Origin of the sequence: Mesorhizobium sp. M7A.F.Ca.MR.245.00.0.0 (genome assembly GCF_003997415.1) — a bacterium.
Classification (GTDB): Bacteria; Pseudomonadota; Alphaproteobacteria; order Rhizobiales; family Rhizobiaceae; genus Mesorhizobium.
Genome location: NZ_RZTE01000003.1, coordinates 15,634 through 36,257 on the forward strand (window position 1 = coordinate 15,634; position 20,624 = coordinate 36,257).

Annotated in this window: 16 protein-coding genes; 3 read left to right on the forward strand and 13 right to left on the reverse strand. The window is 60.3% G+C overall.

Going from position 1 to position 20,624, the window contains the following annotated elements; translation table 11 throughout:
- The 3 genes from EOB80_RS05115 to EOB80_RS05125 all read right to left on the reverse strand — a co-directional run bounded on the left by EOB80_RS05115 (nt 1) and on the right by EOB80_RS05125 (nt 2,818).
- Complete coding sequence (locus EOB80_RS05115) at nt 1–1,380, reverse strand: hypothetical protein (RefSeq protein ID WP_127326876.1); 1,380 nt, start codon at nt 1,378–1,380, stop codon at nt 1–3.
- Nucleotides 1,380–1,904 carry a GNAT family N-acetyltransferase gene (locus EOB80_RS05120; RefSeq protein WP_127326877.1) on the reverse strand — a complete coding sequence of 175 codons (525 nt, stop codon included), beginning with the start codon at nt 1,902–1,904 and terminating at the stop codon, nt 1,380–1,382. The genes EOB80_RS05115 and EOB80_RS05120 overlap by 1 nt, the downstream gene beginning before the upstream one ends.
- Before the next feature lie 74 nt (nt 1,905–1,978).
- Nucleotides 1,979–2,818 (reverse strand): hypothetical protein, encoded by an 840-nt coding sequence (locus EOB80_RS05125; RefSeq protein WP_245466246.1) that lies wholly within the window; start codon nt 2,816–2,818, stop codon nt 1,979–1,981.
- 187 nt (nt 2,819–3,005) lie between these two features.
- On the opposite strand from EOB80_RS05125, the gene EOB80_RS05130 reads away from it, so the two are divergent.
- A complete protein-coding gene (locus tag EOB80_RS05130; RefSeq protein WP_127326879.1) occupies nt 3,006–4,421 on the forward strand; it encodes an adenylate/guanylate cyclase domain-containing protein in 1,416 nt (471 codons plus the stop codon).
- A 127-nt stretch (nt 4,422–4,548) separates the two neighbouring features.
- Here EOB80_RS05130 and EOB80_RS05135 read toward each other — a convergent pair whose 3' ends face one another.
- From EOB80_RS05135 to EOB80_RS05170, 7 genes are all read right to left on the reverse strand, one after another.
- On the reverse strand, nt 4,549–5,028 hold the full coding sequence (locus tag EOB80_RS05135; RefSeq protein ID WP_023809557.1) for a class I SAM-dependent methyltransferase: 480 nt from the start codon (nt 5,026–5,028) through the stop codon (nt 4,549–4,551).
- A gap of 207 nt (nt 5,029–5,235) precedes the next feature.
- Nucleotides 5,236–6,417 carry an ABC transporter permease gene (locus EOB80_RS05140; RefSeq protein ID WP_127319624.1) on the reverse strand — a complete coding sequence of 394 codons (1,182 nt, stop codon included), beginning with the start codon at nt 6,415–6,417 and terminating at the stop codon, nt 5,236–5,238.
- Complete coding sequence (locus EOB80_RS05145; RefSeq protein WP_127326880.1) at nt 6,414–7,412, reverse strand: ABC transporter permease; 999 nt, start codon at nt 7,410–7,412, stop codon at nt 6,414–6,416. Before EOB80_RS05145 ends, EOB80_RS05140 begins: the two co-directional genes overlap by 4 nt.
- Before the next feature lie 2 nt (nt 7,413–7,414).
- Complete coding sequence (locus EOB80_RS05150) at nt 7,415–9,313, reverse strand: ABC transporter substrate-binding protein (RefSeq protein ID WP_127326881.1); 1,899 nt, start codon at nt 9,311–9,313, stop codon at nt 7,415–7,417.
- Entirely contained in the window at nt 9,310–11,205 is a 1,896-nt protein-coding gene (locus EOB80_RS05155) for an ABC transporter ATP-binding protein (protein WP_127320273.1), read from the reverse strand. The genes EOB80_RS05150 and EOB80_RS05155 overlap by 4 nt, the downstream gene beginning before the upstream one ends.
- A gap of 157 nt (nt 11,206–11,362) precedes the next feature.
- Complete coding sequence (locus tag EOB80_RS05160) at nt 11,363–12,697, reverse strand: adenylate/guanylate cyclase domain-containing protein (protein WP_127320275.1); 1,335 nt, start codon at nt 12,695–12,697, stop codon at nt 11,363–11,365.
- Between the two features lie 524 nt (nt 12,698–13,221).
- The gene (locus EOB80_RS05170) at nt 13,222–14,385 is read right to left on the reverse strand and encodes a DUF3095 domain-containing protein (RefSeq protein ID WP_245463554.1); all 1,164 of its coding nucleotides are present in this window, start codon (nt 14,383–14,385) and stop codon (nt 13,222–13,224) included.
- A 92-nt stretch (nt 14,386–14,477) separates the two neighbouring features.
- Between EOB80_RS05170 and EOB80_RS05175 the strand changes: the two genes are divergently transcribed.
- Entirely contained in the window at nt 14,478–15,566 is a 1,089-nt protein-coding gene (locus EOB80_RS05175; RefSeq protein ID WP_127326882.1) for a glycosyltransferase family 4 protein, read from the forward strand.
- Nucleotides 15,563–16,324, forward strand: a complete 762-nt coding sequence (locus tag EOB80_RS05180; protein WP_127326883.1) for a polysaccharide deacetylase family protein — start codon at nt 15,563–15,565, stop codon at nt 16,322–16,324. Before EOB80_RS05175 ends, EOB80_RS05180 begins: the two co-directional genes overlap by 4 nt.
- Nucleotide 16,325: 1 nt before the next feature.
- On the opposite strand, the gene EOB80_RS05185 is transcribed toward EOB80_RS05180, so the two are convergent.
- From EOB80_RS05185 to EOB80_RS05195, 3 genes are read right to left on the reverse strand one after another with little or no spacing between them, the layout of a single operon-like run.
- A complete protein-coding gene (locus tag EOB80_RS05185) occupies nt 16,326–17,180 on the reverse strand; it encodes an MBL fold metallo-hydrolase (RefSeq protein ID WP_127320283.1) in 855 nt (284 codons plus the stop codon).
- Nucleotides 17,181–17,203: 23 nt separating this feature from the next.
- Nucleotides 17,204–17,650 carry a cyclic nucleotide-binding domain-containing protein gene (locus tag EOB80_RS05190; protein ID WP_127292062.1) on the reverse strand — a complete coding sequence of 149 codons (447 nt, stop codon included), beginning with the start codon at nt 17,648–17,650 and terminating at the stop codon, nt 17,204–17,206.
- Between the two features lie 34 nt (nt 17,651–17,684).
- Nucleotides 17,685–20,399 (reverse strand): ABC transporter ATP-binding protein, encoded by a 2,715-nt coding sequence (locus EOB80_RS05195; RefSeq protein WP_127326884.1) that lies wholly within the window; start codon nt 20,397–20,399, stop codon nt 17,685–17,687.
- Nucleotides 20,400–20,624 lie beyond the last annotated feature (225 nt).

The window sequence follows — 20,624 nt, forward strand, 5'->3', positions numbered from 1 at the left end:
TCAGACGCCAAAGGCTCGGCCGATCTTGCGCCATCGGGCGTTTTCACGAACCAGTTTCAGGTCGTCGGTCGTCTCGGCAAAGGTGTGCGAACGGTAGTGCCCGAGCAGGTCAGGAAACAGCCTCCCTGCCGGCAGGCCGGCGACCTGTTCGCGGACCGACATTTTTTCATCGATGACCCGGGTGCCCCAGGCATTTTCCCGAACCTGCAACTCGGCAGCCAGACCGCGCTCTTCCGGCGCGGTTTCATCCAGCGCGGCCAGCAGGATCGAGTGGAAAAGCGCTATATAACCGATCTGCCTCAGGCCGCCCACGACCCGCACGCGAGGCAATATGGCAAGAACGAGGAACGTCAGGAACAAGTTCGGCAGCAGCACGCCGTCCAGCAGCGCCTGCTTGAGATGCGCCCGCTCGAACGGGATGGAAAGACCATTCGGCCTTTCAGGCTCGATCAGGTGCCCGTTCTCGAGGACGAGCTTGCGCACGCGCTCCTCGCGAATGCCCCAGAAATAGGCCGTGGCATTGGGCAGGAATCTGCCAAATGGGCCCGATTCGGTCTCTTGCAGGGTACGTTCGAGACGCTGACGCCTTGCGGGCTCAAGGAGCAGCTTGGAAAGAAGGCTGCCGTCATGGTCCAGATGCCGCGCCACGACGGAAGCCGCGAGCCGGTCATCGATGAACACCGGCCGAGCCATGCCGGAACGATCCCAATCGGCGACCAGATCCTCGTTGAGTTCTGTCAGTGCATCGGCGGCGGTTCCAAACACCTTGTCCTGGCTGGCGAGCAGTGTGCCCAGCCAGCGGCTGGCATCCGTTTCGTCGCCCACCGCTTTGAGCGCCCGCTTGTTGAGGGTGACCGGGCCGGCCGCGCAGGCGCTTTTGCGGCATAGTTTGTGGCGCCCCATGCCAAACAAGTTGACCTTGTCGTCGCCGACATCGAGCCATCCCGGCCCCTCCCGGCCAATTGTCTCCATGGTCATCGTCGTTCCCATGAAGCCGACGAAGGCCGACAGCCCGTTTTCGACCGCGGCGAGCCAGGCAAACAGGAGGGCATCGAAGGTGATCCGGTCCATCAGCAGCAGGCAGTGTAGGCCGGACTGGATCACCGGTCTGTGGTCGAATTCTTCGAGGGCCTTGACGACCTCTTCAGGCTGCATGATCAAACTAAGGCGCTGGTGCAGTATATCGAGCAGGATCGAGCGGGCAGCGATCGCCGGACCCGAAGCAGGCCTTGCCACCGGCCGCCACAGATGGCGGGCGTATTCGGAAACCGGTGCATTCCAGTTCTGCTCGATATCACGCACGACTTCGGGGCAGAGCAGTGATAGCACTGCCAGAACATCCACCGGAGCCTTAAGGGTCGGATCAAAGTCCGTGGTCATCAGAACCGCAGCCGGGCCATGCTCAGAAGGTCGTGATACCGCCCTTCGGTAAAGCCGGCCTTCACATGCCGGCCTTCGATCTCGAAGCCGTGGCTTGTGTAGAGGCGGATGGCCGGTTCATTGTCGGCATAGACGGTCAATTCGACTCGCTTCAGGGCGCGCCAGTTGTCGGCCACGTCAAGCAGCGCGCCAAGTATGGCAGAGCCGATACCCTTGCCGACAAAGCCATCGTCAAGGCCGATATTGATCTCGCCGATGTGCGAACGGCGCGGCGAACCCTGCACGACCAGGCTGCCATGGCCGACGACCTTGCCGTCCAGCTCGGCAACGATCCAGGTGGTTTCCTGGCCGGACTTGGTGATGCGCCGTTCTACCTGCTCCACCATCTCGAATGGCATCCTGAGCGTGCCCCAGCGGAAGCCCGGCATGTTGAAGATGGCGCAAAGCGCCTCCGCATCGCTTGGCCGAATGGCCCGGAGTTGCGGCTGGATTTTCTTTGGGAATGGCGAGGTCGTGCTGGTCATGGCTTTCCCGGCAAAGGCAATAGGCCCGGCACGATGCACCGGACATCATCTGAAAATCCAGCCATCTCATCATCCTATGATGCCGATTGCGCGCTGAAGTACCGGGAGACGGCGTAGAGTTTGAAGATGCCGCTGATGCCGATCCAGCCGAAAAGGGCGAGCCAGCACAATGTTCCCGTCGCCGTCCAGTCCATCCGGTGCATTACGGCCTCGGTGATGACAAGGCCAAGGATGGCAAACAAGCCGACCAGAAACTGCGCCAGACCGAGCACCAGCAGCTCTTCGCGCGGCGCGCTTTTCCAGACGAGATATGTGCCGCCCGCTCCGGCGAGGAAGATGGCGCTGTAAACCTGAGCGTGGAAGGCGTCGATCGGCCACGGCCAAAAGCCGCCGAATGTCAGGGGAAACAGCAACAGACCGACGCCATAGAGCCCGAGGATCGCCATTTCCATCGACATATAGCCGCGCCATGCAGAGTTTAAGGTCACGCCCTTTGCGGAAGGACGGCCCCCGGCCCGTAACAGGAACAGCCCGGATACCGCGACCGAAGCAAGATAGACCAAGAACCAGAGCCAGGGCGCTATCCGCTCGAAGTTGAAATAGCCGAGATTGATGAACGAAGCCGCCGAAACGATGACGGTGAAGATGAAGGCCATGACAAGCACTAGCCTGCCTGGCGACCAGCGATTCCAGACCAGCAGCGCCGCCATCACGGCCATTTCGGCGGTGTAGAAGCCGCCGAGGAAGCGGGCGTTGAACGGCGTGACGGCCCAAGGCCAGCGCGGCCTGACCAGCGCAGGCGCGAAAAAAAGGCCGGCGCCGACAATCAGGACGATGATGACCCCCGCCGAGAAAAGCCGCAAGGCCGCGGGAAATGGCGGGTTGTCGGGTGTCGGCGCGGGAGAAAGTCCCAAAGATGAATACCCCATGGACCCACCATAGTACCGCTTGCGATCGGTGAAAATCCCGACGGAATTGACACGTCGGCGGGCTTTTCCATTCGAATGGCCGTACGATCCGTTTCGAAGTAAGATGGAGCGCACGGAACGAAGACCGGTTCCGGTCAACCACCTCGGGGGTGCATTTTCCGGAGCCTGCACGATGACCGAAATTCAGGATCTGTTCTCGCTTTTGCGGCAATCGACCGATGTCGATCCCCAGGCAATCGACGCGATCCGGCGGACCATCGCGGAAGGCAAGGATTATGAACTTTGCCGCATCAATGTGCCGGCTTTCGCCAGCAAGCATGGCCTCGACGAGGAACGCGCCATCAGCGCCTTCCTCCATGCGGCGCGGGTAGGCATCTTCGACATTTCATGGAATGTTCTGTGCCCCGGCTGTGGCGGCGTGCTCGACACCAACGCTACGCTGAAAACCCTGCAGAAGGACGAATACACCTGCGCGCTATGCTCCGAAGGCTATTCGCCGACCCTCGATGAGATGGTTGAGGTGACATTCACCGTCAGCCCTCGCGTGCGCAGGATTGCCGCCCACAATCCACACGAACTGCCGTTGGTGGAATATTTTCGCCAGATTTACTGGGGATCCGGCGTCGATCTGCCGGAAGAGGGTTTGGCGAAAAACATAGAAGCGTTCTCGCTGGAGGATATCGAGCTGGCGCCGGGTGAAAAGGCCGTTCTGCCCATACAGCTTCCGTCCGAATTCATCATCGTCTTCGAGCCGGTCACCCATTCAGCGCAGTTCATCGACGCGAAGGGCGAACCAACAAAAGAGCGGCGAAGCCTGTCGTTGGCTTTCGACCGCGACCATGTCCAGAACCAGACACTGGAAATGCAACCTGGTCCGCTGCGTATTTCGCTGGAAAACAGGACCGACACCCGCGTGCTGCCGGCAGTCTTCATCGCCGGCGAGGCATTGCATAATCTCCTGGGCAAACGCCGGCCTTTTCTGACCGCCAAGCGCCTGCTCACCAACCAGACGTTCCGCGACCTCTATCGTACGGATACGCTCGACATCAACCAGCGCCTGAAGATCACCAGCCTCACCTTCCTGTTCACCGACCTGCGCGGATCGACCGCGCTTTACGAGCGGGTGGGCGACCTTTCAGCCTTCGATCTCGTGCGCGTGCATTTCCAGGTTCTGCACGAGATCGTCGCGGCGGAGGCAGGCGCGGTGGTGAAGACCATCGGTGATGCGGTGATGGCGACATTCGCGACGCCTGATCGCGCGATGGCTGCGGCCCTCAGGATGCGTGATGCCATGCGTGCGCTCAATGACAGAAGCGGGCGCGAGGATCTACTGCTCAAGATCGGTGTCCATGCCGGCCCCTGCATCGCCGTGTCCATGAACGAGCGACAGGACTATTTCGGCCAGACGGTCAACATTGCTTCACGGGTCCAGAACCTGGCCAACGCACAGGCTATCTTCGCAACCCGCGCGGTGGTCGACGACAATCTCACCGCCGATCTGTTGCGTAGGAACGCTCTGACGCCCGTGCCTCACGAAGTCTCGCTGCGTGGCATCGAGCGGGAGATCGCGGTGTATACAATCCCCTGAGCAATTGGGCCGTCCAGAGCAATCCCAGGGAAAGTGTAAACGGTTTTTCGGGAAAAACGCGTAGCACTTTCCCTTGGAATTGCAGTAGAGCAGCGTTTGCGTGAAAAGATGAGGCGCTCTCGGCCGCTCACACGCGCTTGCAGAGGAAATAACGATCGGCGGGCTCTGAAGTCGGCGCCGGGAGGCGTTGCAGCAGCGGGTGATCGAGCGGCGTGCCACTGACCGCGAAGCCGCCGACCCGAAGCAGGCTCGCAATCAGATCGGGAAGCCAGGTAGCAGTCACTGCATCCCGATCGTCATAGCCGGTGCCGATGTCGGCATGAACAAGGGCGGCTTCGATGCCAATGAACTTGCGGGCCGTCTCGCGTATTTCGCCGAGCACGAGGTTTTCGGCTTCGGGAATTGAGCTGGCATGTGCGCCGACTTCGCGATCGAACACCACGATCCGGCGCCCGGGCAGGCGCTCGCGCAGATGGTGGAACGTCCGACCGTTGCCGAGGCCGAGCTCGAGTACAAGCCCCTCCATCTTCGCCACCTCGACGCAGACTTGGTCGAGAATGTCGCGCTGTGCGGTCATCCTGCTGATGAAATTCTCGAGGCGACTCATATGCTTTTGTGTGTCCTGAACCAGCAAGAGATCGTCAATGCCGCCGACAAGAACTGTTCACGGGTGAATCCCGAAGGCGTAGTGCCAAACTCGATCACGTGTCGGCACATATAGAGGCGGACCATGAACACTGCAACAACCGTACAGGCAGCCGGCAGGATCATACCGGGTGGAATAGGCGGCACGGCGCGCGGCAAAATAACAACCTCACTTGTAGGGATCTGCGGCGTCCCGCAAGCCGTCACCGAGGAAGTTAAACGCCATGATGACGAGAATGACGGGAAGCATCGGCAAAAGCAGCCATGGATAGAATGCGATCACGCTGACGCTGCGCGCCTCGGTGAGCAGGATGCCCCAGCTGGTTATCGGCGCTCTCAGGCCGAGCCCGAGGAAGCTCAGCGCCGTTTCGCCCAGGATCATGCCGGGAATGGAGAGCGTCGCCGTCGCGATCAGATGCGACATGAAGCCGGGAATGAGATGCCGGCCGATGATGCGGCTGCTCCCGGCGCCCATCAACTGCGCGGCCAGAACGTAATCCTCCTCGCGCAAGGCCAGAAGCTTTGAACGCACGGCCCGCGCCAGTCCGGTCCAGTCGAGCACTCCGAGGATCACGGTGATGCCGAAATAGATCAGGATCGGACTCCAGGTTATCGGCATGATCGCCGCCAGGGCCAGCCATAGCGGAATGCTGGGAATCGATTGCAGAACTTCGATTATCCGTTGAACGATCAGGTCGAAGATACCGCCGTGATAACCGGCCAGTCCGCCGATGACGATGCCGAGCAGGAAGCTGAAACTGATGCCGACGAGGCCGATTGTCAGTGAAATGCGTGCGCCATAGATCATGCGCGAGAGCACGTCGCGCCCCAGCCTGTCGGTGCCGGCCAGAAAGAGCTGACCGTTTTCGGCAGCGCAGACAAAATGCCTGTCACCTTCGATCAGGCCCCAGAACCGGTAACTGTCGCCCTTGCAGAAGAAACGGAGCCGCTGAACATCGCCCTGGTCGTCGATGTAGTTCCGCTTGAGCGTGTCCATGTCCAGCGTCATCTGGCGGCCATAGACGAACGGCCCGACGAACTCGCCGTTGTGGAACAGGTGCACCTGCTGCGGCGGCGAATAGATATAGTCCATGTTGCGCGTGTGCAGATTGTACGGCGCCAGAAACTCGCAGATCAATATCCCGAAATAAAGCACTATCAGGAATATGCCGGATACAAGGGCAAGCCGGTGCATGCGGAATTTCCACCACATCAACCGCAACTGCGACGCCTGAAAGACCTTCGACTGCTCCGCCGTCATCGCCTCGACCGACTGCAGGTCAAAGGGCGCGCTGGAAACGTAGTGTTCTAGTGGAGCACCCGGAGCGGGGAGCGGCGAATCCGTCTTCATTTGGTGCTGCCGCCCTGCAAACGAATTCGTGGATCAAGCACCGCCAGCGCCAGGTCGGAAATCAGGACACCGATGACTGTCAGGAAGGCTAGGAACATCAGGAACGACCCCGCCAGATACATGTCCTGGCTTTGCAAGGCCTTGATCAGCATCGGCCCGGTCGTTTCCAAAGACAGCACGATCGCCGTGATTTCGGCGCCGGAGATGATGGCCGGCAGGATAGAGCCGATGTCGGAAATGAAGAAATTGAGCGCCATGCGCAGCGGATATTTGACCAGCGCCTTGAATGGATGAAGGCCTTTGGCGCGCGCGGTCACCACATATTGCTTGTGTAGCTCATCGAGCAGATTGGCGCGCAGCCGCCGGATCATGCTTGCCGTGCCCCCGGTGCCGATGATCAAGACCGGGATCCAGAGATGGGCGAGTATCGACTTCGCCTTGGCCCAGCTCATCGGCTCGCTGAGATATTGCGGGTCCATGAGATGGCCGAGGGACGTGCCGAACCAGATGTTGGCGAAATACATCAGGATCAGCGCCAGCATGAAGTTCGGAATGGCAAGGCCCAGGAGGCCGAAAAAGGTCAGGCCGTAATCGCCCCAACTGTATTGATGCGTCGCGGAGTACATGCCGATCGGAAAGGCGATGAGCCAGGTGAAGATGATCGTCACGAAGGAAACCAGCACGGTCAGCCACATTCGGTCCCCGACGACGTCGCGAACCGGCAGCTCATATTCGAAGGAATAGCCGAAATCGCCGTGCAGCATCCCGCCGACCCAGTAGAAGTAGCGAATGATCGGCGGCTTGTCGAAACCATATTCCTTGCGCATCATCTCGATGCGATCGGAATCCACCCCTTCGCCCTGCGCCCGAAGCTCGGCGACATAGCTGTCGAAATAGTCGCCGGGGGGAAGTTCGATGATCGTGAACACCAGCGCTGATATCACCAGCAGCGTTGGAACCATCACAGTAATGCGCCAGACAATATATCGAAGCACGCTCAGGACTCTCCAAGCCAGAATGTATCCGGCATGTAGACACCGAAATAGGCGGTCGGATCGTAGCCGAAGAGCGCCTTGTCAGGCAGATTGCGCAGCCGTGAGGACACCAGAATCGGCTGATGCGTTCCGTTCACGGTCCCGATCGAAAACACCTGATCGGTGTAGATCGACAGCATCGAATTCCAGATTTCGGCGCGCTCTGTCGCTTCGGTCGATGCGTTCCAGCGCTTGAGCAAAGCCATCAACTCGATCACTTCAGGAAGATCGGGCGCCTCGCCCATCTTGCCGTGAGACAAGTAGTGAGCACCCCAGAGCGGCCATTGCAGTTGATCGTCGATGGTGGGGGCCAGCTGGCTCGGGTTCATGTCGGCGGTCGGCACGCCATTGTCGATGCCCGACCACATCGACATCATGATCTGGCCGCCAAGCGCGCGGCTGCGGAAGATGTCGCGCTGCGAAGTCCGGATGAACAGGGCGATGCCGATCTTTCGCCAGTGATCGGTGATGAGTTCGAGCGCGTCGGTTTCCAGTGTGCTTTCGCCGGCGGTTTCCACGATTATCTGGGCAGAGCGTCCATCGGGAAGTATCCGCAGGCCGTCATCGTCACGTGCCAGAAGCCCGACCTCGTCGAGCAGTGCATTGGCCTGCTCGGGATCATGGGCAACCCAAGCTTTAGCGAATTCCGGCCGGTAGAGCGGGCTCTCGGACAAGACGGTATCGGCGCTTTCCTGCGCCAATCCATAGAACACGGCCATATTGATCTCGCGCCTGTCCACGGCGAGCGAAAGTGCGCGGCGCACGCGCACGTCACGCAGAAGGCCACGCCACACCTGGTCGGCGCAATTCAGATTCGGCAGCAGCGCCAGCCGAGAACCCTGTGTACGTTTCCACAGGTGCATCTTCACCGGATAGCGCTTCTCCGCGTCTTTCAGGAAGGAGTAGTCGCTGAAGTCAATTCCCATGCATTGCAGGTCGCTCTCGCCCGCACCGGTCTTGGCGGAGATGATCGCCGATGAGCTGACATTCATGATGATCCGGTCAACGTAGGGCAGTTGCCGGCCGTTCTCGTCTATTCGATGAAAGAACGGGTTGCGCTCGAAGATGAATTGCTCGGCCGGCGGCTTGGTCCGGTTCTGCCAGGGGTCGAGCGTCGGCAGTTCCGGGTTCTCCGGGCGATACTGCCGCGACATGCGGATATGCAGGAGCGTCCATTTCTGGGTCCGGTTCTCCTTCATCAGGCCGGCGAGCCGGAATGAATCCTGATATTTCTTGTGGAACTGCTTGAGATAGGCGGCCGGCAGGACAAGCGATAGCGGCGAAGCGGCAGCGAGCTTGGGCAGGAAGTCTGGATTGGGCGCATCCCAGCTGTAGCGGACCGTCAACGGATCGACGATCTCGAAGCGTGGCGGCTTGCCGTCCGCCAGCAGGGCGGGGGCGAGCCCGCCTTGCGAAAGCTCGTCGTTCAGCCAGACATCTTCCCAACAATAGCGAAAATCCTCCGGCGTCAGCAGGCTGCCGTCAGACCATTTGTGCCCTTCCCGTATCTTGAAGGTGAAGACGCGATCATCCGCCACGTCGAAACGCTCGAGAATGTCGGGTTGCATGTTGAGCTTTTCGTCATAGCCGACCAGGCGAGAATACCCGTAGATCGTCATCATCCGGATATCTTTCTGGCTGCCGATGATTGTCCGCAGCGTGCCGCCATACTGGCCGGGCAGCCGGCCCATTGCAGCGAGATTCAGCGCGCGCGGACTCTTGGGCAGGCGCTCAGCGAGTGCCGGCAGCGCCTTGACCGTCAGTTGTTGCCGAAGAAATTCCGGCTCCAGATCGCCGGCGCGCGACGTCCCTGGCAGAAATGCCGAAGCCATGAGACCAAGGACGGTGCGCCGGCTGATCAATGGCGTAACTCACTGATATCGGCCGAATGTCTCGCCAGCACGAGGTGGCCACCGCCAAGATCGAGTGGTGACAGCCTATCTTCGTCGCCCTCGTCGCGGAATTGCGGTCCCCATGCGCTGGTGTCGGAAGCTCCGCTGAGCTTCAGCGTCTTGAAATCCATCGGCCTGTCGAGATCGGGGAAAGGTACCGCGGCGACCAGGGAGCGCGTGTAGGGGTGGATTGGTTTTCTGAGCAGAATTTCGCGCGGCGCAAGCTCGACGATACGCCCGCCGCACATCACCGCGATGCGGTCTGCCATGTAGTCCACCACCGCCAGATTGTGGGATATGAACAGGTAGGTCAGGCCCAGTTCTTTTTGCAGGTCCTTCAGAAGATTCAGGATCTGCGCCTGGACAGAGACATCGAGCGCCGAAACCGGCTCGTCGCAGATCAGGAGTTCGGGCCCTAGCGCCAACGCACGCGCGATGCCGATGCGCTGACGTTGCCCGCCGGAGAAACTGTGCGGATAGCGCTTTATGAAGCGCGGATCGAGCCCGATTGCCTGCATCAGGCTCTTGACCGTGGCGAGTCGGGACGCCGCATTGCCACGTTGATGGATCTCCAGCGGCTCGCTCAAGATGTTCTCCACCGTCATGCGAGGTGAAAGCGACGAAACCGGGTCCTGGAAGACCATCTGGATTTTCGCGCGCAATATGCGCAGGGCATCTCCCTCTGCGCCCAGGACGTCGGTCGGTCCATCGCGGCCGTTGAAGATCACAGAACCGCCGCTGGGGGTGATGGCCCGCATGAGGATCTTGCTGACGGTTGTTTTGCCACAGCCGCTTTCGCCGACCAGACCCAGACACTCACCCCGCCTGATGTCGAAGCTCACGCCGTCCACGGCGCGAACAGAGGTTTGATGACCCCCGCTGAACCATCCGGACTTGCGGGTGGTGAAGGTCTTTGTCAGATCCCTCACCGAAAGCAGAATGTCCTCCGGCCCCTTCGATGCCGGCGCAGTCTGCTTGCCGAGCAGGTTCCCAACATTCACCGGCACCTCGCGGAGCGCCTTTAGCCTTTCACCAGGCTTCAGGTCGAAATGCGGAACGGCTGCCATCAGGCCCTTCAGGTAAGGGTGGCCCGGCCGGCGGAATATCGCCTCGACAGGCCCCATTTCCATGATCTCGCCATGGTACATGACCACCACCTCGTCGGCGACATTGGCGACCACGCCAAGGTCGTGCGTGATCAGCAGCATCGCCATGTTCAGCTTGGTCTGAAGCCCGCGCAGCAAATGCAGGATTTGCGCCTGGATGGTGACGTCCAACGCCGTCGTCGGCTCGTCGGCGATCAACAAAGCAGGCCGGCAGATGAGCGCCATGGCGATCATGGCGCGTTGCCGCAATCCTCCCGAAAGTTCAAAGGGATACATGTCATAGGCGCGTTTGGGATTGGGGAAGCCGACAAGGCCGAGCATTTCCTCGGTCCGCGCCTTGCGCTCCGCCCGAGCCATAGGCGTATGAATCTGCAGGGATTCGCTGACCTGGTTGCCGATCGTGTGCAGCGGCGACAGCGATGTCATTGGCTCCTGAAAGATTTTGCCGATGCGGCTGCCTCTCAACGCCCGGATTTCGGTTCCGTCACGCTGCATCTGCAGGATATCCTGCGTCGTTCCGGGCTTTTCAGGATCGGAAAACAGGATACGGCCGCGAACATGGGCCGTATTCGGCAAAATGCCCATCACTGCCTGGCTGAGAACCGATTTTCCGGAACCGGACTCTCCCACCAGCGCGGTAACCTTGCCGGGCAGGACGCGGAGATTTGCGCGCCTGACGGCATGCAACGGTCCCCCGATTATGGCAAAAGAGATGCCAAGATCCTCGATCCGCAGCAGATCAATGCCCGAATTCATCCTCACACCAGCCCCACTCTGGCAGTCTGCCGGGCGGCAGACCCAAAAAACGAGACTAGCGTATTGCCAGCCTAGAGCAACTTGGATTCGAATCGAATTCAGCTACGGAACCGGCGACCGGGCTGCACACCAAGGCTTTCGGACCGGATCGTGTCGGTTACTGAAGCTTTCTCCGGTCGCTTGCCGACAACCGCGCGGCATCGCGATGAAGCAGCATGACCTGCTCGGCGTCCGATATCCGGTCGTGAATCGGCGCAGCGTCTTCATCGAGAGCGAGAGCACCCGACAAATCGGGTGAAAGCACCGTCAGCTTCTGCTTGCTACCCGCCAGTTCCTCCGTGCCGAGCGTCAGCCAACTGTTGTCGCCGCAATAGCTGGCGAAGTCCTTGCTGGCGAGAACGCTGTGCGGATATTTCTTGGTCAGGGTCTGGAGACGCTGGACCTCGTTTACAGCCGAGCCGAAGACAGAGAATGTCAGCCGGTCGGTAAGTCCGACGTTGCCGAACATCACATTGCCGACATGCAGGCCGATACCAAACTTAATGTCGCCCAATCCCTGCTCCTTTCTACGCAGATTGAGCTCCATCATGCGCGCGCTGGCCTTGTGCGCTGCCGCAAGAGCAGCCTGGCAGGCGATCTCGGACTGCGAGCGATGCCTTTCGCAGGGGTAGACGGCGATGAAGCCATCACCCAGAAAACTCATGATCTGCCCGCCTTTGCGATTGAAAGGCGCAGCGATGGCATCGAAAAACTGGTTCAGCGTATCGATGTAGATTTCGCGACCGGAGGTTTCGGCAAGCCTTGTCGACCCGCGCATATCGCCCATGACGAGTGCGGCCCGGATTGTGTCACCTTCGCCGCGCTTGATCTGGCCATCCAGCACACGCCTGCCGGCGTCGCCGCCAAGATAGGTGGTCATCATGTTGTCGGCGAGCTTGGTGAGCACCGCCATCTTAGTGGCGATAGCGAGATAGTTCTGGATCCGCAATAGCGCCGAAATCATGCCGTCGCTGAAGCCTGAAGCACTGTCGGTCGACCAAGACCCCATCATGCCCTGACTGGTATCGCCGTTGAAGGGATGCACGAAAGCCATGTAGTCGGTGACGCCCATACGCCCGAGGTCATCGAAAACAGGAAACTCCGACCGCACCGACGGGTCGAGCCGGCGCCGCAGGTGGTCGAGCTTGTTGCTGAGCAGATGGTAGTATGGGCTGGTCAGGAATCTGTCGGAATGAACGCCGTTCTCACTGCGGAAGCCTTCCACTTCCAGACCCTGGCCGCGAAGCCAGGTAAAGCCAAGCGCGTCATAAAGCGGATGAAGCATCGAAAAGCTCAAATGCACCCGCTTCAGCGGCAGGCCGGCAGCAGCCAGCCGTTCACAAAAGCCCTTTACCAATGTTTCCAGGTCGTTGCCCGCCAGCGCCGATTGGCTCAGCCAGTCGGCAACTTTATCCATGAGAATGGTGGAAATTTCTGCTTGCGCTGTGCTCATGCCATCTCAAACCCGTCGAAGACGAGCCATCTCCTTTGATCCGCCACACAATCGAAGTCAGTGAAGCCGGCTTCGGCGACGAAAGCCGGCGAAGAATTTCCTAAATAACTCCTTGCAGGAAGGAAGCAGGCGTAAAACAGCATCTATCACCTGGAACCCTATGTGGCGAGGCTTCCGGCGGAGTGCAATCTCGATCCTGACATCGGGCAAAGAATTCGCCGTCTCAGACACCGTCGGGCCTTCACCACTGTCTCTTGGGCCACCCCGAGACGGCCAAAAACATTGCGTGTGTCGACGATCAGAGGAGCGTGATCAGCGATCGCCTGATAGTCAATCGCGTCGTGGGCCGGTTTGCCACGACGACAGCATCGAATCCTTCGGGGGATCCTCTCCGGCTTCCGTGGGGCGTCCAAAAAATCTGCTTTCCCGTCAATTCGGACAGGTAACCCGCTCCCATGGCGAGGCTCACCGGTGCCAAGAACCATGAGTGAGGGCATATTGCGGAAATCGAATTCCGCAAGCAGTCAGCAGACCTGCGCCTTCGCCTTCAGGCTTGCGGCAGCCATCGCGTAGCCGCCGGCGGCGCCATCGATGAAGTGAACGTGATCGCGCTGCAGCGGCGAGATGACGAGGCAGGTCATCAAGGCGGACTTCTGGCGGTGCAGGCCATAATTGCAGATGCCCGCTTCTTCCGCCTGCTTCAGCCGGTCTTGGATCCGATGCAGCACATCCGCGTCAACGTCGATGGTCATCTTCAAGCCGTCGTCGAACTTTCGGAAATCCGAATTGCTGGCCACCTCGCGTTTGTAGACCTTCGGATCGAAACGGCCAATCGTCCAGCCAAATCGATCGGTTGCAGCCGTAAGCGTCATCAGGAACACGATCCACAGCTTCGACCGCCACCGCCATCCTGCCGGGGCCATCGCCCGCGCCTCGACATCCAGGCCGGCGGGCAGCAGACTGTAGCCTGGGCCGTCCACCGGCACCGGGTGGCCATCGCGCTCCTGCCTGCCGGCGAGGGCGATGATGTCGGAAGCCAGAAACTGAAACCCGCGCAAGTCGCGCGACGCCCCCGGTGTGGCTATGATCGAGACGATTTCGCCATGCCGGGCCTCGATCGGGTTCCAACGGCAGGAGAGGCCGGTCAGATCCGGCCGCGCGCCGGCCGGCGCGGGATCGATGCGGTAGCGCCCCGCTTTCATCTCAGCTTCCGCCCAACTGCCGCCACCGCCGGCGAACATGGCATAGAAGGCCGCTTCGGAAGCCCGGAACCTCGCCACGCGAACGTCGAGGCCATGCGCCCTTATGTCCCCTATCGGTACGATCGCGGCGCGCAAGGTAAGGCCCAGTTCGTCCGCCACCCACCTTTGGACGGCCGCCAGCGCGTTGCGGGCGATCTCCAGCGCCGAGCCGGGAAACGCCACGAGCGCGCCGTCGCCGCCGAAGACAAAGGGGAGGTCTTGCCGACCCAGCGCATTGAGCAGCGCCGAAATGACGCTTGCGCCGGCCATATTGACGGTTTTATAGCGCCCCGCCTCGATCGCCTTGGTCGAGCCGACAATGTCGGCAGTGGCCAGCGCCCAGCCATCGGGGAGGGGCCGATAGTTATCGATGTCGGCAACGCTTTCGAACTTTGCGAAGACCGGCAAAGAAGCGACAAACGGGTCGGACGCGACAGCTGTTTCCATGGCCATTAGATAGCATATTCCACGGCTTGAAGGTGAAGTCGATTACGCTTGGAAATTGACTTGCGCAGGCTTTCCGGTGATAGGGTCGCGCGATGCGAATTGCCTTCTACGCGCCGCTGAAGTCACCCAATCATCCCGTTGTTTCCGGCGACCGCCAGATGGCACGGATGCTTGTCAAAGCGCTGGAGCACGGAGGGCATAGCGTCGAACTGGCATCTGAGTTGCGCTTCTATCTACGCCAGCCGGAGTCGAAAAGTTTCGAGGCACTAAAGATCGAGGCCGCAGAGGAAGCCGTGCGGCTGACCAAGCTTTGGGATCGTGACGGCAAGCCCGATCTCTGGTTCACCTACCATCCTTATTACAAGGCGCCCGACTTGATCGGGCCGGAGCTGGCGTCGGCCTTTGCTGTCCCCTATGTGACAGCGGAAGCCTCCTATTCCAGGCGACGCGATGCCGGCTTGTGGGCCGATAGCCAAGCATTGGTGGCGCGAGCCATCGAACAGGCGGCGATGAACATCTGCTTCACCCAAAGGGATCGTCAGGGACTGGCGGATGCTATTCCCAAGGCCGCTTTCGGTATGCTTTCGCCCTTCATCGACACATCGGCATTCCGGGAAATCCCGGCACGGGGTTGTCCGACGCGCCTCATTACCGTCGCCATGATGCGCCCGGGCGACAAACTGGGCAGCTATCGCATGCTGGCGCAAGCGCTCGGCTTGATAGGTCATCTGCCCTGGACCATGTCGGTCGTCGGAGACGGCCCAGCCCGCGACGAGGTCGAAGCGCAATTCGCCGGCCTGCCCGCCGATCGTATCGAGTGGATTGGCTCGATCGAGCCAGCCGCCGTGCCGGATGTCCTTTACACCGGGGGAATCTATGTCTGGCCGGGTTATGGCGAGGCCTACGGCGTTGCCTATCTTGAAGCACAGGCCGCCGGTCTTCCGGTGGTGGCCCAGGACATCGCCGGCGTGCCGGAGGTCGTGCGGGATGGCCAGACCGGGTTTCTAACCCCGCCGGGCGATGTCGCGGCGTTCGCTTCCGCCATTGAAAGGCTTCTGGCCCGTGACGACGAAAGAACCATCATGGCCGCGGAAGCCAGGCGTTTCGTTCTCGAAGAACGTTCCCTCGGTGACGCAGCTGCGCGTCTGGCCGGACTTATTGCGAAGATCCCGGACTCATGATGTCCGATCCGATCTGGCAGCCCTTGGTGGAAGAGCTGGCGCGCCTGCAACGGGCGGGCCGCAAGGCGGAGTTCTGGCTGCGCGACGACGACGCCGTGGATCCGATGCCTGCGCTTAATCGGCTGCTCGACCTCACCGGTGAATTCGCGGTTCCGGTCACTCTGGCCGTCATTCCGGCCCTGACCGACGCGAAGCTTGTCGCCCGGCTTGACGAGGCCCCGCATGCCACGGTCGCGATCCATGGCTGGGCGCACCGAAATCATGCGCCCGAGGACCAGAAAAAGCAGGAGCTCGGCGCGCATCGGCCACGCGAGGCGGTGCTCGATGATCTGGCTCGCGGACTGTCGCGAGTAACCGGCCTGCACGGCGCACGTGCCGTTCCGATGCTGGTGCCGCCATGGAACAGGATCGACGCCGGCGTGGTATCCGACCTTGGATCGATAGGTTTTGCGGCCTTGTCAGTCTATGGGCCGCCGAAGCCGGCTTCATTGACGGTCATCAACAGCAATGTCGACATCATGGATTGGCATGGCACGCGCGGCTGCCTCGATCATGGTCTATTGGTCCAGGCTATCATCGCACACTTGCAGCATGCATCCGACGGCGAGCCGATCGGCCTGCTCACCCACCATCTTGTACATGATGAATCGGCCTGGCTTTTCCTCGAACGATTGTTGACAGTCACCGCACAGGCTGAACCCTGTGCATGGCTTCCGATCAGGACATTGATCGGGCGCCGCGGGGGTAAAGGAAAATAGCTCAGCGCTTTCTGTGCGATGAGACCGGGAATTTGAGCATCTGGCCATCCCGCGCGGCAAAAGCGCCGGCAAACCTGTCCTTGGCCAGCTTCTCCATCTCGTCCAGTTGCTCGTCGGTGCGTGTCGGATCGTGGTGAAACAGCGCAAGCGCCCGTGCACCAGCAGCCTCACAGAGCTTGACGCCCTGTTGCCATGTCGAGTGCCCGTTACCGCGGCGGCGTTCCATTTCCTTCTCGGTGTAGGTGCAATCGTAAATGACGAGGTCGGCATCTTCGATCAGGTCGAGCACCGACTGATCGAGTTTGTCCGGCTCGTGCTCGGTGTCGGTGATCACCGCCACGACGCGGCCGCCCCATTCGATCCGGTAGCCTATGCAGCCTCCCGGATGGGTGAGACTGCCGGTCCGAACCACCACCCCTTCGCGCGGCCGAAGCACGTCTCCGGATACAAAATCGCGGCAGTCGAGATTTGCCTTGCAGACGTTCATTTTCACCGGAAACCACGGCGGCCGTATGAACTCATCGATAATCTGCCGGGTCGTCATGCGTCCTGCAAGATGCCCGGACCAAAGCGTAAGCTTGACGCTCGGGTCGAAGATAGGCGCAAAAGCCGGCAGCCCGATGATGTGATCGTAATGGCAATGGGTGAAAAGCAGGTCGAAATCGGTCACATCCGACGCCTGAAGCGCCCTACCGGCAGGCCGCAGGCCAGAACCTGCGTCGAACAGAAGCGTATGCTTGCCGCATCGCATCTCAATGCAGATTGTGTTGCCGCCATAGCGAGCGAATTCTGGCCCGGATACAGCAATGCTGCCGCGCACGCCCCAAAATCTGACCAGGAAAAAATCGTCGTCCATGCTACCTTTCGCTCATCATAGCTCTAGGCGCTTCGTGCGTCGATCAGATCCGCGGTCGTATGGCTTAGCCGATCGGCAAGAACCCGCAATATCTCGATGGTCATTTCCGGGAACTCTTTCATAAGCCTCAGGAAATGGTCCTTGCGGATTCTCAAGGCCTCCAGATCACTTGCCGCGCTGACGGTGGCAGTGCGGGAGCTGTTGCACAATATGGCGATCTCGCCGACGATCGAATTTGGCAGCAGTTCGGCAACCTTTATCGGCCCGCTGTCGGAATCGACCAGAATATCCGCCCTGCCTGAAAGGATGACATAGGCAGCGTCTGCCTCGTCGCCCTGCCGGAAAAGAATCTGGCCGGCGCTGTAATTCACGCGATCGGATGTGAACGCGAGCAGCTTGAGCTTTGCCGGCTCAATGCCGGAGAACAAGGGAACGCGTTGCAGCATTCCAACTTCATCCTTGAGCAGCATTGTCGCAAACCTTCCTAAATTCGCGTCTGCCAGACTATGACAGAAGTTCCTTGAAGATACCGTTCTCTGCCAAAAGTGTCTCGTGTGTACCGTCTTCCACCAATTGCCCCGAGTCAAAGACGATAACGCGATCGAACATCATCGCCATTGCCGGACTCGTCACGACCCACACAATTGCCGGCGAATGGCCATCGCGTCTGGCTTCCTCGAGCACGTTTCGCAGCACCTTGTCCTGAACGCGCTGGTCGAGCGCCGACAGCGGCCGGTTGAGAATGAGAAAATCGGGACGCTTGAGCAGAGCCCGGGCAACATCGAGCTTCTGTCGCTGTCCGCTGGTCAGCCGCCTTCCACCGGCGCCGACGTTGAAGTCCAGGCCGACATCCAGAAGCTCGGCATAAAGCCCCAGCTCGTCAAGAATGTCATAGACGATGGAGCGTATGCGGTCCGGCGCGTCGGGATGGTTGTTTCCCACACGGCCGAATAGGACATTGTCCATGACGGTGGCCGCGGCAATGTATTTGGCAGGATCATACCGTTCGATCGCGTTGTGCAGCTCGGGCGGCAGGTTTTCATAGAACCGGTTGCGTGCGGCGACGATCTTGCTCATCAACTCGTCGGTCAGCAGGCCGAAGCGGTGCCGGGGCTCGATATAGGCAAAGCTCAAGGTGATGATCATGGCGCGGTCGGCCTCCGAAACCGCCTCGTAGGGGCGGTTCTTGAGCCGCTGCAGCAAGGTCTCGTAGGCGGGGATCTCCTCGGCGCTCATGAAGGCGAGCTGCTGGAAGAACTGGTGATCTGGCGGCAGGTCGGCAAACAGCTCGATCGCCTGTTCGGCGATCTCCATGCCCATCTCGTAGAGCGTGCTGTCGAGGCCGGCCTGCTTCAGCACGGAAGCAAAGTAGGGATTGGCCGCCAGAGCCTTGTCGGCCAGTTCGGGGCCGGCGGCGGCGCCGAAAAGCAGGTTCTGGCCGATCGTCGCTTCCGTGTTGTAAGCGCCCGGCTCGAAAGGAACCACCAGTTCGCGCAGCCCTTCCTGTTCGAGCCGGGTTCGCAGCGCTGCACGCAGTTCGACGATCCGCCCGGCGAGCTTCGTGTGACGCGTGAGGTCGGCCGAAGAGCGCAAGCCAAGATCCAGAATGTCGCGCGACAGAAGAACCGCGTCGAGCACCCGGCGCACCGCTTCAAAGAGGTCGTGCGGGCCGGTAGCACCGGCGGAAGCATAGTCGATCCAGTCGCTGTGGACGTCGAAATCCGGATTGCCCGACCGGCGCGCCTCGTCCATGTTCCAGCGCTGCTGGTCTGCCGCGGTGCCGTCATAAGTCACCGATGTCAGCGGTGCATGCTTCAACCCGTAGAGCAAGTTATCGCGCAGGCTTGCTTGGAACAGGAAAACATCCGACGAGGCGTAGGACATGCGCCGGCCGGTCACGGCTTCGGGGAGTTCAAGCAGGTCATCGGCGCCCGAAGCGACCTTTCCACTCTCTGGCCAGTTCAGACGCGCGAAGGCTTCTGCTAGCGCCTCTGCTCCGCCTGTCGGGGTGCTGACCAGCGCTACCGTCTCAGCCGGCTTGACCTGCATGGAGACACGGTTGAGGAGCATTGCACCGCCATCGTCTGCCATGGACAGACCGACCGCCGACAGCGGGTTTGTCATCGGACCGGGATCGTCGATCGCCAGTGCCGCGATTCCCGGCGCAATGATATCCTCGACGGTGAACTGTTCAACGACCTGCTGATATTTGACCTGGACATCCTGCCGATCCTGATCCCAGTCGATCAGTTCCTTCATCGGTCCGGGCAGGTCCTTGTAGGCTCCGATCACCGCCACGAGCTGACCGACGTCCAGCCGGCCCCCTATGACCAGATACCCGCCGATCATGTAGAACAGAAAGGGCGTGAGCTGTGCGAGAAAATTGTTGAGGAACTTTACCATGAATTTCCATTGGTAAAGATCGAAGCGGATCTTGAAGATGAGCCCTAGCCTAGCAGCTATGTCGGCGCGCTCGTAGTTCGACGTGTCGTGGACGTGAACCGCGCCGATACCGTCGACGATTTCGCCAACCCGGCCGGAAAGCGCGCGCGCCGTCAACTGCCGTTGGCGCCCAAGCACGAGCAGCCGCCGCCGCATCCGCGGGATGAGTACGATCTGGATGATCACGATCACCATCGCTATCATTCCGAGCCAGACGTTCTGGACCATGATGAACAGCATGGCCGTTAGCGCCTGGCCGCCGAGCAGCACCGGCTGCAGGAAGGCATCGCCGATAAAGCCGCCCAGCGGCTCCACCTCATCCTTCACCATGGTCGCCACTTCGGCGGATTTCACCCGCTTGAAGTAAATCGGCGGAAACCGCAGCACACGATCGATCAGATCGAAGCGAATACGCCGCAGCATGCGTTCGCCGAGGCGGCCCTTGTAGGTGTTGATGTATAGTTTGAACAGGCCGTTGATGACGACCAGCAAGAGGAACACAAGGCTCAGGGCAAGCAGCGTCTCCTTGCGGTCCAGCTGAAAACCGGAGAAGAACTGGACCTCGCCAATGAACGGCAGGTTATAGTGCAATTTCATGAAGGGCAGGGTCGCGCCGGGTTGCTCGAACCCCTTCCCCTGGATCGGGCCGTTGACGATCAGCTTCGGCAGGTCGAAGGACATGAAATATGGGATCATCGAAAGCAGGACGATCATCAATATCCAGATCTGCTGCTTCCGGGTGTGCGTCCAGATATAGCGGGCTAGGCTGGGTTCCATATGCGGCTGTCAGTTTGGAGGAAGCAGGCGGTGAAAGCACCTGCTGGCAAACGATGTATCGGCAATGTCTTCGCGGATGGACGCCGCTGGTCCGGACAGACGCAACCGGCCCCCTTCGTGACCGTGCAACGGCGAAACGGCTGGTGGCATAGTCTTATCCGCAAGTCGAACAGCCTTGGGTGAGGCAATATTGCGTTGTGTAGCCCGAAATCCCAACATAGAAGA